Origin of the sequence: Massilia sp. PAMC28688 (assembly GCF_019443445.1) — a bacterium.
Lineage (GTDB): Bacteria > Pseudomonadota > Gammaproteobacteria > Burkholderiales > Burkholderiaceae_D > Telluria_A.
Genome location: NZ_CP080378.1, coordinates 3,697,496 through 3,710,829, shown reverse-complemented (window position 1 = coordinate 3,710,829; position 13,334 = coordinate 3,697,496). Strand labels below are relative to the sequence as shown.

The 13,334-nt window shown below is 63.6% G+C and carries 12 protein-coding genes; 4 read left to right on the top strand and 8 right to left on the bottom strand.

Annotated elements, in window-relative coordinates; all coding sequences use genetic code 11:
- Positions 1 to 3 precede the first annotated feature (3 nt).
- Positions 4 to 1,485, top strand: a complete 1,482-nt coding sequence (locus KY495_RS16680; RefSeq protein ID WP_219880499.1) for a pitrilysin family protein — start codon at positions 4 to 6, stop codon at positions 1,483 to 1,485.
- 77 nt (positions 1,486 to 1,562) lie between these two features.
- Here the strand turns inward: KY495_RS16680 and KY495_RS16675 are convergent, their stop codons facing one another.
- From KY495_RS16675 to rpsO, 3 genes are all read right to left on the bottom strand, one after another.
- Entirely contained in the window at positions 1,563 to 2,153 is a 591-nt protein-coding gene (locus tag KY495_RS16675) for a YdeI/OmpD-associated family protein (RefSeq protein ID WP_219880498.1), read from the bottom strand.
- A 161-nt stretch (positions 2,154 to 2,314) separates the two neighbouring features.
- Entirely contained in the window at positions 2,315 to 4,438 is a 2,124-nt protein-coding gene (gene pnp / locus KY495_RS16670; protein ID WP_219880497.1) for a polyribonucleotide nucleotidyltransferase, read from the bottom strand.
- Between the two features lie 161 nt (positions 4,439 to 4,599).
- Entirely contained in the window at positions 4,600 to 4,869 is a 270-nt protein-coding gene (gene rpsO / locus KY495_RS16665; protein ID WP_073214802.1) for a 30S ribosomal protein S15, read from the bottom strand.
- Between the two features lie 177 nt (positions 4,870 to 5,046).
- Between rpsO and KY495_RS16660 the strand changes: the two genes are divergently transcribed.
- The 3 genes from KY495_RS16660 to KY495_RS16650 all read left to right on the top strand — a co-directional run bounded on the left by KY495_RS16660 (position 5,047) and on the right by KY495_RS16650 (position 7,286).
- The gene (locus KY495_RS16660; protein WP_219880496.1) at positions 5,047 to 5,547 is read left to right on the top strand and encodes a hypothetical protein; all 501 of its coding nucleotides are present in this window, start codon (positions 5,047 to 5,049) and stop codon (positions 5,545 to 5,547) included.
- Positions 5,548 to 5,772: 225 nt separating this feature from the next.
- On the top strand, positions 5,773 to 6,489 hold the full coding sequence (locus KY495_RS16655) for a hypothetical protein (protein ID WP_219880495.1): 717 nt from the start codon (positions 5,773 to 5,775) through the stop codon (positions 6,487 to 6,489).
- Positions 6,490 to 6,590: 101 nt separating this feature from the next.
- A complete protein-coding gene (locus KY495_RS16650) occupies positions 6,591 to 7,286 on the top strand; it encodes a hypothetical protein (RefSeq protein WP_219880494.1) in 696 nt (231 codons plus the stop codon).
- Here KY495_RS16650 and KY495_RS16645 read toward each other — a convergent pair.
- The 5 genes from KY495_RS16645 to ilvC form a co-directional block, all read right to left on the bottom strand.
- On the bottom strand, positions 7,283 to 8,683 hold the full coding sequence (locus KY495_RS16645; RefSeq protein ID WP_219880493.1) for a M48 family metalloprotease: 1,401 nt from the start codon (positions 8,681 to 8,683) through the stop codon (positions 7,283 to 7,285). The genes KY495_RS16650 and KY495_RS16645 overlap by 4 nt on opposite strands.
- 68 nt (positions 8,684 to 8,751) lie before the next feature.
- Positions 8,752 to 10,296, bottom strand: coding sequence for a 2-isopropylmalate synthase (locus KY495_RS16640; RefSeq protein ID WP_219880492.1), 1,545 nt, complete (start codon positions 10,294 to 10,296; stop codon positions 8,752 to 8,754).
- Between the two features lie 71 nt (positions 10,297 to 10,367).
- Complete coding sequence (gene pssA, locus KY495_RS16635; RefSeq protein WP_219880491.1) at positions 10,368 to 11,240, bottom strand: CDP-diacylglycerol--serine O-phosphatidyltransferase; 873 nt, start codon at positions 11,238 to 11,240, stop codon at positions 10,368 to 10,370.
- A 131-nt stretch (positions 11,241 to 11,371) separates the two neighbouring features.
- The gene (locus KY495_RS16630; RefSeq protein WP_219880490.1) at positions 11,372 to 12,130 is read right to left on the bottom strand and encodes an SIMPL domain-containing protein; all 759 of its coding nucleotides are present in this window, start codon (positions 12,128 to 12,130) and stop codon (positions 11,372 to 11,374) included.
- A gap of 151 nt (positions 12,131 to 12,281) precedes the next feature.
- On the bottom strand, positions 12,282 to 13,298 hold the full coding sequence (gene ilvC / locus KY495_RS16625) for a ketol-acid reductoisomerase (protein ID WP_219880489.1): 1,017 nt from the start codon (positions 13,296 to 13,298) through the stop codon (positions 12,282 to 12,284).
- Positions 13,299 to 13,334 lie beyond the last annotated feature (36 nt).

The window sequence follows — 13,334 nt, the reverse complement described above, 5'->3', positions numbered from 1 at the left end:
TCCATGAAAAAACTGATGCTCACACTGGCGATCAGCGCCCTGTTCACACCGGCCGCGTTTGCCCAGGATGGTGCCGGCGCCGCGGCAGCCACCGAAACCACCAAGCCCGCCGCGCCGGCCGCCTCGCAGGTTCCCAAGTTTGGCCCGGACAAGGCGATCCCGGCGCCGAAAATCGACAAGAAGACCCTGGCCAATGGCCTGACGGTCTGGGTCATGCCGCGTGACGGCCTGCCCCGTGTCGACTATGTGCTCGCGGTACGCGGCGCCGGCCACAGCGCCGATGACAAGCAGCAGGCCGGCTTTGCCAACATGCTGGCCGGTATGCTCAACGAAGGCACGGTCAAGCGCGATTCGCGCGCCATTGCCGAAGCGGCGCAAGGCATGGGCGGCTCGGTCGGTGCCGGCTCCAGCCACGATGGCATCATCGTCTATGCCAATGCCCTGGCATCGCAGGCTGCCCCCATGATGGACCTGCTCGCTGAAGTGGCGCGCACGCCGTCGTTCCCGGCCAAGGAAGTGGCACTGGCCAAGGCCAACGCCTTGCAGGGACTGAAGGCGGCCGAAGCGCAGCCGGGCTACCTGGCCGAGCGCGCCCTGAACAAGGCCATTTACGGTGACCATCCGTACGCCACCACCACGCCGACCGTGGAGTCGATCAATGCCAACAGCGCACAGCTGCTGGCGGCCGAACACAAAAAGCGCTTCCGGCCCGAGCGCGCGCTGCTGGTGGTCACCGGCCGCATCACGTCGGCCGAAGCCATGAAGCTGGCGCAGGCCGAGTTTGGCGACTGGAAGGCGGAAGGCGAAGCACTGCCCGAGCCGCAAAGTGCCGCGCCAAGCGTGGCGCCGGCCCGCCTGGTACTGCCGCGCGAGGGCAGCGTGCAGTCGACCGTGCGCCTGGGCAGCCCCGGCATGGCCGCCACCACCGACGACCTGGTGCCGCTGCGCCTGGCCAGCACCATCATTGGCGGCGGCTTCAGCAGCCGCGTGAACCTGAACCTGCGTGAAGAAAAGGGTTACACCTACGGTGCGTATGCAGGAGCGCGCACCTACCGCAACGGCGGCAGCATCGTCGGCGGCGCCGATGTGCGCAACGAGGTCACCGGGGCCGCGCTCAAGGAATTCCAGGGCGAGTACCGCCGCCTCGGCACCGAGCTGGTGCCGGCGCCGGAAATGGAGATGAACAAGCGCTACATCGCCGGCACCTATTTGCTCAGCAACCAGCTGCAGAACGCCGTGGCTTCAACGCTGGCGCAGAACTGGCTGGTGGGCCTGCCGCCCGAGTTCCTGGGCAAGTACGTGCCAATGATTCAGAAGGTCACGCCGGAGCAGGTGCGCGAGATGGGCAAGAAGTATTTCGCTCCCGAGAAGCAGTCGATCGTCGTGGTTGGCGACCCGTCGGCCGTGGCCGAGCAGCTCAAGCCGTTTGGCCAGTTCACCGTCACCGCACCGGGCGGCGCCCTGCCAGCACCAGCAGGCAAGTAAGCACTGGTTCAACAAACAAGCCGCCGGCCGACATCATGTCGGTCCGGCGGCTTTTTCATGGCCGTGTCAGCGGCTTGTCACTTTTCGTATTTCCAGTTGCGGGCCTTGCCCTCGGCCAGCCATTCCACGGCCTGCTGCAGGCGCCGCGCGCGCGTTGCCTCCGTCCTGGCGCCGGCCACCCAGTCGACGTATTCGCGCTTGAAACTCGCGCTGCCCTTGTCGAAGCTGGCCTGCGCTTGCGCGTTGGCCGCCAGCGCTGTCTGCATCGCTTCAGGCACCACCAGCGCGCGCGCTGCCGGCCGATCGCGCGCCGGCGCCTTCTCTGCCTCGTCATTGAACTTCATGGCCTGCCTGATGATGTCACCCAGCGCTTCTTCAGACGGCAGGTCGGTAATGGCGGTGATGCGGCCAAAGTGGCCCATGCCCTCTTGCGGCGAGTCGGGGAACAGCAGCTTGCCCTTCCAGAACCCGAGTGCGCAGTGGGCCTTGAAAGCCGACATCTGGCACAGCATCCCCTTGTACTGGAAATGCGGGCGACTCCATTTGATGGTTTCTTCCACCTGCGGACAGGCTTGGTGGATGACGGCGCGAATATGATGCAGGATGGGCTGGGCAAACGGCGGGGCAGCGCCGATATAGGCGTCAATGCGGGGGTCAATGGCAGGCATGGGTGCAATATACCAGAGGTCACGCGGTTTTTGCATGCGGCGCGCAGCGCAGCCACACGGGCTGCCCCGCCGGACGTCTAGCTGCTCGACATATCTGCTGACAAAAAAACCGCCAGGGCTTGCGCGCTGGCGGTCTTTTTCAGGCCGGAGCCTTGTGGTGCTTACACGGCAGCTGGCGCGCCTTCGACACCGTCGGCAGCTTTCATCGACAGCTTGAGGCGGCCGCGGTCGTCGGTCTCGAGGACCTTGACGCGCACTGCCTGGCCTTCTTTCAGGTAGTCGGCAACGGCGTTCACACGCTCGTTGGCGATCTGCGAGATGTGCAGCAGGCCGTCCTTGCCCGGCATGACCTGGACGATGGCGCCGAAGTCGAGCAGCTTGAGCACCACGCCGTCGTAGGTCTTGCCTACTTCGACCGAGGCGGTCAGCTCTTCGATGCGGCGCTTGGCTTCCTGGCCGGCAGCAGCGTCGACGGAAGCGATGGTGACCACGCCTTCGTCGCTGATGTCGATCTGGGTGCCCGTCTCTTCGGTCAGCGCGCGAATGACGGCGCCGCCCTTGCCGATCACGTCGCGGATCTTTTCCGGATTGATCTTGATGGTGATCAGGCGCGGTGCGAAGTCCGACAGTTCGGTCTTCACGTGCGGCATGGCCTTTTGCATTTCACCGAGGATGTGGTGACGCGCTTCCTTCGCTTGCGCCAGCGCGACCTGCATGATTTCCTTGGTGATGCCCATGATCTTGATGTCCATCTGCAGCGCTGTAATGCCTTCGGGCGTACCGGCTACCTTGAAGTCCATGTCGCCGAGGTGGTCTTCGTCACCCAGGATGTCGGTCAGCACGGCGAACTTGCCGCCTTCCTTGATCAGGCCCATGGCGATGCCGGCAACGTGTGCCTTCATCGGCACGCCGGCGTCCATCAGTGCCAGGCAGCCGCCGCATACCGACGCCATCGAGGAGGAACCATTGGACTCGGTGATTTCGGATACCAGGCGCACCGAGTAGCTGAAGTCTTCAGGGCTGGGCAGCGCGGCGATCAGCGCGCGCTTGGCCAGGCGGCCGTGGCCGATTTCGCGGCGCTTCGGCGTGCCAACACGGCCGGTTTCGCCGGTGGCGAACGGAGGCATGTTGTAGTGCATCATGAAGTCGTCGGTGTACTCGCCCATCAGCGCGTCGATCTTCTGGCTGTCGCGGGCGGTGCCGAGGGTGGCCACAACCAGGGCCTGGGTTTCACCGCGGGTGAACAGGGCCGAACCGTGGGTGCGCGGCAGGATGCTGGTGCGGATCGCGATCGGACGCACGGTGCGGGTATCGCGCCCGTCAATGCGTGGCTCGCCCGACAGGATCTGCGAACGCACGACCTTCGACTCCATGTCGAACAGGACGTTGCCGACGTCGGCATTGTCCGGGGCCGAGGTGCCGCTGGCGGCAGCGTCGGCGGCCAGGGTGGCATACAGCTCGGCGTAGGTGGCCTTCAGCTTGGCGGTACGGGCAACCTTGTCGCGGATCTGGTAGGCAGCGTTGATGTTGTCGCCCGCCAGTGCCTGCACGCGCGAAATGAGCGCTTCATTTTTCGGCGGGGCCGTCCATTCGACTTCCGGCTTGCCGCCATCGCGCACCAGTTCGTGGATGGCTTCGATCACGGCCTTCATCTGGTCGTGGCCAAAGACCACGGCGCCAAGCATGATTTCTTCGGACAGTTGCTGGGCTTCCGATTCCACCATCAGCACGGCGGTTTCGGTACCGGCAACAACCAGGTCCATCTGCGATGTCTTCAGTTCGGTTGTGGTCGGGTTCAGGATGTACTGGCCGTTGGCGTAGCCGACGCGCGCCGCGCCAACCGGGCCGTTGAAAGGCACGCCCGACACGCACAGGGCGGCCGAGGCGCCGATCATGGCGGCGATGTCGGGGTCAATCTCAGGGTTGACCGACAGCACGTGAATGATGACCTGCACTTCGTTCAGGTAGCCTTCCGGGAACAGCGGACGGATCGGACGGTCAATCAGGCGGCTGGTCAGGGTTTCCTTTTCCGATGGACGGCCTTCGCGCTTGAAGAAGCCGCCAGGGATCTTACCCGCAGCGTACGTTTTCTCTACATAGTCTACGGTCAGCGGAAAGAAATCCTGGCCTGGCTTGGCGTCCTTGCGCGCCACCACGGTAGCCAGGACGACGGTGTCTTCGATCGACACCATGACGGCGCCGGAAGCCTGGCGCGCAATCTCGCCCGTCTCCAGGGTCACTTGATGCTGGCCGTACTGGAAGGTTTTCGTAACTTTATTAAACATGGGTAATCCCTTTCTATTTGCCGACAGATTTTCAGGGGCTGTCGTTCACCTCACCACAGGCAACACTTCTTGCCTTTCCTACATAATTTCGACTTACAAATGCAAAATGCCCGCACAGCAAGCTGCGCAGGCACTTTCAATAAACCTTAAGACCGCAAAAATTACTTACGCAGGCCCAGTTTGGCGATCAGATCGCGGTAACGGGTTGCGTCCTTGCTCTTCAGGTAGGACAGCAGGCTCTTACGACGGTTGACCATCATGATCAGGCCGCGGCGCGAGTGGTGATCCTTCTGGTGAGCCTTGAAGTGGCCGTTCAGTTCGTTGATGCGTGCGGTCAGCAGAGCGACCTGGACTTCCGGGGAGCCGGTGTCGTTTTGAGCACGGGCATTGTCCGCGATGATGGCGGCTTTGTTGATGTTTTCTACGGTCATGATATTACCTTTCACATGCGGTGCAAGAGTCGCAACCCTGCGCACCGTGAACTTCGATTAATAGCCCGGCCAAAATGGCCAGACCCGCAAGTATAGTGCAAATCCCCGTGTGCGGCCAGTGCGCAATGCATTTTGCTCGGGCATCATGGGGCATTCATGGTGCGAAAGGTGGTTTTTATGCGAAAAGTATTGCTCACGACTATGGTTGCGGCTGGGCTGGCACTGTCCGGCTGCGCGGGCATGCTGCGCGAGGCGCCGGTGCCGGGCGATACGGTCGAGCTCATCCGCGCCAAGTTCGGCCAGCCGACGGCCGTCTACCAGTCTGCCCGGGGCCGGGTGCTCGAATACGCCACCAGTCCTTTCGGCCAGTTCACCTGGATGGCCCGGCTGGGGCCGGACGGCAGGCTGGCGCTGTTTGAACAGGTATTAACAGGAGAAAAATTTGCGACCTTGCAGATTGGCGTGGCAAGGCGGGACGACGTGCTGCATGCCATCGGCCGCCCGGCCGAACGCTCCTGGCTGCGCCTGCCGGACCTGGAAGTCTGGTCTTACCGCTACAAGGAAAGCGGCGTGTGGAATTCCATGATGCACCTGCATTTCGACCGCGGTGGTACGCTGCGCATGATGCAGAACGGGCCCGATCCCATGTTCGAAGAAAAGCGTTTCTTTCGCGATTGAACCTCGCCCTTCGCCCGGTAGCGTTTTCACAAGTGCCTTGGCAAAGTTTTCACTACCGTTATGTGAACAAAAACGCTTTGTACGGATGGCGCCACAGTCCTTGCCGCGCGACGTCTTCCGCCGTTCAAAATGTTGACATGCGTCAACAAACAACGTTAAATCAATGTGTATTCACACGCGCCGACGCGCCCCGGCGGCGTCCATTCAACGTTCCTGAAAGCTGCCATGTCCATCAAAGTACTCGCCCTTGCACTACCGTTACTCTTCCTGCAAACGACCGCCAGCGGCCAGGAGCTTGAAAAACGCGGCCTGCCGTGCGTGACCGAGCTGTGCCTTGGCGACGGCATTGCAGAACTGTCGAAGATCCAGTGGGCACCTGCCCACAATGCCTTCAAGATCAACAACAAGGCCGAGGCGACCGGCAGCATGAAGCTGTCGGAGGACAAGCTGCGCGTCATCAAGTCGTCTTACCCGGGCGCCGGAGCGGAAGTGGCGCCCTATTTGCATGCCAACCAGTTCGACGCCGCCGCCCTCCCCGGCCTGGCCAAAGTGGCCGCCGCCTGCCACTCCAACGAATTGATCGGCACCTACGGCGCCGGCGGCAGCACGCCCACCCGCGTCGGCATCAGCCTCATGCCGAGCCTGGCCGACCCGTCCAGGCAGGCCTGGACGGTGACGACCATCGTGCGCGAATTCCCATCGGCCGTGAGCAACGAGTCACGTGCGGAAATCAGCAACCAGCTCAAGGCCAGGTACGCAAAATTCGGTGCCGGCAACTCCGACATGGACATGGCCAAGGCCGGCGAAGGCCGCTTTTTCCCCAGCGGCATGACGCGCTTTGGCTTTGGCCTCTCGCTCGGACGCGGCGCCGACGAAGAGTCGCGCATGAACAAGAGCGCGGCCTGCAGCAGCGCCGCAGCAGACAAGCCCAAGGCCGGCTAAGCGCCTGGCGTAAAGAGCGTCACGCGGGCCGTCCAGGCTTGCCTGGCGCTACTTTCTATTTGTCGGGTGGTAAAAACAACACGCTGGCCTATAGTCCGGCGATGGCTTTCCCCCTCGCCCCCACTGACAGGCACCAGCGCCACAGCGCCATTGCGCTCATGCTCGGCATGCATGCCGTGCTGCTGGGCGCCCTGTTCTTCAGCCGCCCCCAACCTGAGCAGATTGCCGAGGGACGGCGCATGGTCTTCATGTTCGTGCAGGAGAAACCCGCGCCTGCGCCGCCATCGGCCATCGCGCAGCCGGCGGCGCCCCGTGCGCCGGCACGGGCTGTCAAACCTGCGCCGCTGACGCCAAGGCCGCCCGCGCCCGGGAAGGGCGAGTCAATCCCCCCCGCGCCGGCGGCGCTTACCCCTTCCCTTGAGGCGCCCGGCGCGGGAGAGATGCTGGAGCGGGCCCGCGCCGACATCGGGGCGATTGAGCGCGATATGCGCGGCCAGATTCCCAAAGGCCTGGTACGCGCGCCGGTGATGACGGCGCACAAGCGCTTTGTCAAAGGCGTGGAGGAAGCTGCCGAGCTGGCGCCGCCACGATGGTATGAAGCACCCAAGATCAAGGAAATCATCGACCCGGGTGGATGGGGAAACAGGCGCTATCGCGTCATCACGGCCAACCGCACCTACTGCCTGACTTACGCGCCCAACCGCCATATGGGCGGCAATGATGTCTTCAAGCGCAGCGCGACGACCATCCCCACCACGTGCGACCCGGACGAGCAAGCGCCCACCGTCCAGCCTTAGGCCGCCTGCGCGCGGCCCCAGGTGCGCTGCTCGACCCGGGACAGATTGGGAATGTCATCGCACCAGCCGGCGCCACGCGCGAGCATCGCATGGCTGTACCCGGCCGCGGTGAGCGAGGCGCCCATGCTGGCGATGCGCTCGGCCAGCGGTGGATAGGTATTAAACAGATGAGCCGGAGCAGCTTTCGCCACCACGGCCGGAAAATCGTCCGCATTGGCAAACGCGGGCAACCCTGCGGCCAGCTCCTGCGCCTCCCCGTGGGGCGCGCCAGCACGGTAGGCGCTGTATCCCGCAGCCTTGACCAGGGCCTGTGCCATGGCCGTGGGCGAGGTGACACGCGCGGCGGCGACATCGGCACCCAGGCTGCGTTCGCGCTGCACACGGTGCAGGGCAAGGTCAAGCAGCAGGCGCTGCAGGGCGACCGGCGCCGCCAGCACCGTCGTGAACGGCGACGCGGCCCCCAGCCAGCGGTCGGCCACCTGCAGCGTGGGCCAGATGGCCGCATCGCTGTCCTTGAGCTGCGCCAGCTCGTGCGCCAACAGCGCGTCCGCCTCGTCGGCGTCGAGCTGCATGAGCAGTGGCAGGCTGGCGAACAGTGTCCGGCCCAGCACGGGTTTGCCATTGACGACCAGGCGCACGTCGGTCGCGAAAAACTGGCTGGTGGTGCCGAGAATGAGCTGGCGTGGCGGCGCCGTGCCAACCCGCCCTGCCACGTCTTTCATGCGGTTCCACAAGGCTGGCGCATCATCAGGCATGAGCACCTCGCCATGCAGGGCAAGGGGTGGCGCCACGGCGCGGCGCGTGCGCTGCAGCGCCACGGCGAGCGTCACGATCGAGGCCACAGCAATCACGATGGAAAACGGCGCGGCCGGCAATTGCCACAGGCGCGCCGGCACCATCCCCGCCAGCCATGCCAGCAGCGCTGCCTGCATGGTCAGCAGGCACGCCGTACCGCCCGCGGCCAGGCGCAAGGCAGTCACCACGCCGGCATGGCGGCCATTGCGCGCCCGCGCGACGTACAGGGAAACGGCTGCCATTGCCAGCAGCAGGGCCAGCCCCGCATAAGCGATGCCGAGCGCCACCTTGTGTGCCATGACCAGCTGCCACTGCGCCGACCAGCGCTGGCAATAGGTGGCGCGGAAGGCGTCAAGCGTCTTGTCGCCGCTGGTGGTGCACACGCTGGCCGGTGGCGTGGCGCCAAATGCCTGCAGCGCGGCCGCGCGGCTTTCGACGGACTGGCCATCCTGGCCCTGCATCGCCGCCTTGAACGCGGCATCCTGCCGCTGCAGCGTGTTGCCGGTGAGGAGGGCGGCCAGCACCGGCAGCACCAGAAGTAGCGCAGCGGCGCGCGGCGCCACGCGCAGCACGGCGCGCCTGATCGTCTCGATTGATGTCACAAGGTGTCCAAAAAACGAAAACGTCGATTTAATCAGTAAAGGCGCGCCCTGGCAATGCGCGGGCGCGATTACTGCTGCGGATTGACCCGCTCGATCTTCGAATGGAGCTTGTTCAAACCTGACAGATAAGCCTTGGCCGACGCGACGATGATGTCCGGATCGGAACCGACGCCATTGACGATGCGCCCCGAGCGCGACAGGCGCATGGTCACTTCGCCCTGGGACTCGGTGCCGTTGCTGATGGCGTTGACCGAGAACAGCACCAGCTCGGCGCCGCTGGCCGCTTCCTTTTCGATGGCGTTGACGGTGGCGTCGACCGGGCCATCACCTTCGCCGTCGCAGGTGTACTCCTTGCCGTCGATGGCAAACACCACCTTGGCCGTGGGGATCTCGCCGGTCTCGGATTTTTGCGACAGCGACACGAAGCGGTAGTATTCGCCCTCGTGCGCGTGATCTTCGGCCGAGACCAGGGCCATGATGTCTTCATCAAAAATTTCGCTCTTGCGGTCGGCCAGCTCCTTGAAGCGGGCAAAGGCGGCATTGACTTCGGCTTCGGATTCGAGCTCGATGCCCAGTTCCTGCAGGCGCCCCTTGAAGGCGTTGCGGCCCGACAGTTTGCCCAGCACGATCTTGTTGGCGGCCCAGCCCACGTCTTCGGCGCGCATGATCTCGTACGTTTCGCGCGCCTTGAGGATACCGTCCTGGTGGATGCCGGAGGCGTGCGCAAACGCATTGGCGCCGACAACGGCCTTGTTGGGCTGCACCGCAAAGCCGGTAATCTGCGACACCATCTTGGAAGCGGCCACGATCTGGGTGGTGTCGATGCCAAGCTGCAGGCCAAAGTGGTCGCTGCGGGTGCGCAGGGCCATCACCACTTCTTCCAGCGCGGTATTGCCGGCGCGCTCTCCCAGACCATTGATGGTGCATTCAATCTGGCGCGCGCCGCCAATGGTCACGCCGGCCAGCGAATTGGCCACCGCCAGTCCCAGATCGTTGTGGCAGTGAACCGACCAGATGGCCTTGTCGGAGTTGGGGATGCGCGAGCGCAGGCGCGCGATGGTGGCGCCAAATACTTCGGGCACGGCGTAGCCGACGGTGTCGGGGAAGTTGATGGTGGTGGCGCCTTCGGCAATCACCGCTTCGAGCACGCGGCACAGGAAGTCTTCGTCGGAGCGGCTCCCGTCTTCCGGGCTGAATTCGATATCGTCGGTGAAGCGGCGCGCGCAGCGAATTGCCGCCATGGCCTGCTCCAGCACCTGCTCGGGCTCCATGCGCAGCTTCATTTTCATGTGCAGCGGCGAGGTGGCGATGAAGGTGTGGATGCGCTTGCGCGGCGCCGGCGCCAGCGCTTCGGCCGCACGCTCGATGTCACGGTCATTGGCGCGCGAGAGCGAGCAGACGGTGGACTCCTTGATGGCCGAGGCGATGGCGCGGATGGCTTCGTAGTCGCCCGGCGAGGCGGCGGCAAACCCGGCCTCGATCACGTCGACCCGCATGCGTTCGAGCTGACGCGCGATGCGGACCTTCTCGTCGCGGGTCATCGAGGCGCCCGGCGACTGCTCGCCGTCACGCAGGGTGGTGTCGAAAATGATGAGACGGTTCGAATTCGTCATGGCGGCTCCAGGCTCCAGTAGCTAGATCAAGCTAAATAAACGCAGGCACCGCCAGACGACATCGCAGTCGGTCAGCGGCGCTCGCTCGGGTCGAGTGGGTGCTCGTCGGTCTGCACGATCGATACCGGCCTGCCTTTTGCAAGGCGCCAGAAATACACCGCGTAACCGGACAGGGCATACAACACAAAAATCGAGGTCAGCACCTTGGGCGGGTCGATCGATACCAGCGCCAGCGCCAGCACGATGAGAAAGACCACGATGAAGGGGACGGACTTGCGGAAGTTGACGTCCTTGAAGCTGTAAAACGGTACGTTGGTGACCATGGTCAGGCCGGCGAACAGGGTGATGCCAAAGGCAACCCAGCCCAGTTCGCGCGGACTGGCGCCCAGGTCCATGATGAACAGGATCAGGCCCGCGACCATGGCCGCTGCCGCCGGGCTGGGAAGGCCCTGGAAGAAGCGCTTGTCGACCACTTCGATATTGGTATTGAAGCGCGCCAGGCGCAGTGCGGCGCCGGAGCAGTACACAAAGGCGGCGATCCAGCCCCACTTGCCGGGCAGATAGCGCAGGGACCATTCGTAGATCACGAGGGCCGGCGCGGCGCCGAAGCTGACCATGTCGGACAGGCTGTCGTACTGGGCGCCGAATTCGGACTGGGTGTTGGTCAGGCGCGCCACGCGGCCATCGAGGCCATCGAGGATCATGGCGACAAAAATGGCCCAGGCGGCGTATTCAAAGCGCTGGTTCATGGCCTGCACAATGGCGTAGAAGCCGCAGAACAGGGCCGCCGTGGTGAACGCGTTGGGCAGCAGGTAAATGCCGCGCGGGCGGATGGGATTGCCTTCGGCGTCGAACTTGCGCCGCCCAATGCTGCGAAAACGCGCGAACTTGCCGGTCTTCGGCTTGGGCTGGCCGGGCTTCCTGCGTCGTGGAAAGGTAGGCATAGATATCCGTTTCAAGTAATGGTGTCGCTTCGGTTGGGCTGGCCGCTTGCATGTGCCCCCATTATAGAGGGCGCACCGGACGATAGCGAATGGATACTATTACTTGAGCTCTACCTTTCCCTTAATCATTTTTATTTGAAGCGGACCTTGCCGACCACACGCATCTGCAAGGTCGTTTCACCGGGCTCGAAACTCGGTTCGGCCACTTGCTGTTCCTGCTGCGGGGCACCGCGCATGGCAGCCATCATTTGCGGACGGTCTTCGTTGGCGCCGCCGCCGGCATAATTGCCGCTGCCTTCAAAGTCCACGGTTTCGATCAAGCCTTCACCGGGCTTGCGGCCCATGGCGCGGGCAATCGATGCGATGCGCTCGTTCAGATTCTGGTAAGTGGCGGCAATACGCTTGTCGTCCAGCTGCCTGGTGGCCGCATCGGACAGGCCAAACTGGATGCCGTTCAAGCCCAGCACTTTCTGCACGGCCGCGGTCATCTTGGGCAGGTTGCCGATATTCGTGGTTTTCACTTCCAGGTACTGGCCCACGCGCCATCCCGTAGCCACGCGCTTCTGGTTGGCGGGCACGCCATGGGGCAGCGGCTGGTCTTCCGGATACACGGGATAGGTGTAGTAACCCATGGTCTTGAGCTTAGCCTGGGGATCCTCGCGGCGCACGATCTCGGTGCCCTGCTTCATTTTCTGGTTCACGCGCGAGGCGGCCGCGGTCTTGTCCTTGTCCTGCTCCTCGATCATGAAGGTCGCAACGGCCTGGTCGTTGGCCTGGGTGACTTCGCCAAAGGCGGGCACAATGACGAGGGTGCCGGACGGCGTCTGTGCCTGCACCTGGGTGGTGGCAAGCAGCATGCTGGCAATAAGGGCGACTTTTTTAGGCGACATTCTGGTTCTCCGGATGGTTGGCAATGAACCAAGGTTACCCGGAATTGCGGCTCGGCCGCTTAATTGACATGAAAAGTTGCAAATTTAGCCGTCGGGAACCGCCCTGCCCCGCCGAAAAGCGGGCCAGGGACGGTGACAGCACAGGGACTGCTTAGTTCTTCGACTGGTCGACCAGCTTGTTCTTGGCGATCCACGGCATCATGGCGCGCAGCTTGGCGCCCACTTCTTCGATCGGATGCTCGGCCGTGAGGCGGCGGCGCGAAATCAGGGTCGGTGCGCCGGCCTTGTTTTCCAGGATAAAGCTCTTGGCGTATTCGCCGGTCTGGATGTCCTTGAGGCACTGGCGCATGGCGTCCTTGGTGGCGGAGGTCACCACTTTCGGGCCCGTCACGTACTCGCCATACTCGGCATTGTTCGAGATCGAGTAGTTCATGTTGGCGATGCCGCCTTCGTAGATCAGGTCGACGATGAGCTTAAGTTCATGCAGGCATTCAAAGTACGCCATTTCCGGCGCGTAGCCCGCTTCGGTCAGGGTCTCGAAACCGGCCTTGATCAGTTCCACGGCGCCGCCGCACAGCACGGCCTGCTCGCCGAACAGGTCGGTCTCGGTTTCTTCGCGGAAGTTCGTCTCGATGATGCCGGCGCGGCCACCGCCGTTGGCCATGGCGTACGACAGGGCGATGTCGCGGGCCGCGCCGGACTTGTCCTGGTAGACGGCGATCAGGTGCGGCACGCCGCCGCCGGCCGCGTAAGTGCCGCGCACGGTGTGGCCCGGGGCCTTGGGCGCGATCATGATCACGTCGAGGTCGGCGCGCGGGACCACCTGGCCGTAATGGACGTTAAAGCCGTGGGCAAAGGCCAGTACCGCGCCCTGCTTGGCGTGGGGGGCCACGTTCTCGTTGTAGACCTGGGCGATGTTCTCGTCCGGCAGCAAGATCATGATGATGTCGGCGGCCTTGATGGCCTCGTCAACTTCCGCCACTTTCAGGCCAGCCTGCTCTACCTTGTTCCACGAGGCGCCGCCCTTGCGCAGGCCGACGGTCACGTTGACGCCCGAATCGTTCAGGTTTTGCGCGTGGGCGTGGCCCTGGGAACCGTAGCCGATGATGGCAACGTTCTTGCCTTTAACGAGGGAGAGGTCGCAGTCTTTGTCGTAAAAAACGTTCATGTTATTTTCCTGTAATTTTTAGATTGTTTATGCGCT

Coding starts and splice junctions, on each gene's coding strand:
- KY495_RS16675 (WP_219880498.1), bottom strand. CDS start 2,153: ATGCCTGCCATTGACCCCCGCATTGACGCCTATATCGGCGCTGCCCCG.
- KY495_RS16655 (WP_219880495.1), top strand. CDS start 5,773: ATGTCCATCAAAGTACTCGCCCTTGCACTACCGTTACTCTTCCTGCAA.
- KY495_RS16680 (WP_219880499.1), top strand. CDS start 4: ATGAAAAAACTGATGCTCACACTGGCGATCAGCGCCCTGTTCACACCG.
- pnp (WP_219880497.1), bottom strand. CDS start 4,438: ATGTTTAATAAAGTTACGAAAACCTTCCAGTACGGCCAGCATCAAGTG.
- KY495_RS16630 (WP_219880490.1), bottom strand. CDS start 12,130: ATGTCGCCTAAAAAAGTCGCCCTTATTGCCAGCATGCTGCTTGCCACC.
- pssA (WP_219880491.1), bottom strand. CDS start 11,240: ATGCCTACCTTTCCACGACGCAGGAAGCCCGGCCAGCCCAAGCCGAAG.
- ilvC (WP_219880489.1), bottom strand. CDS start 13,298: ATGAACGTTTTTTACGACAAAGACTGCGACCTCTCCCTCGTTAAAGGC.
- KY495_RS16650 (WP_219880494.1), top strand. CDS start 6,591: ATGGCTTTCCCCCTCGCCCCCACTGACAGGCACCAGCGCCACAGCGCC.
- KY495_RS16660 (WP_219880496.1), top strand. CDS start 5,047: ATGCGAAAAGTATTGCTCACGACTATGGTTGCGGCTGGGCTGGCACTG.
- rpsO (WP_073214802.1), bottom strand. CDS start 4,869: ATGACCGTAGAAAACATCAACAAAGCCGCCATCATCGCGGACAATGCC.
- KY495_RS16640 (WP_219880492.1), bottom strand. CDS start 10,296: ATGACGAATTCGAACCGTCTCATCATTTTCGACACCACCCTGCGTGAC.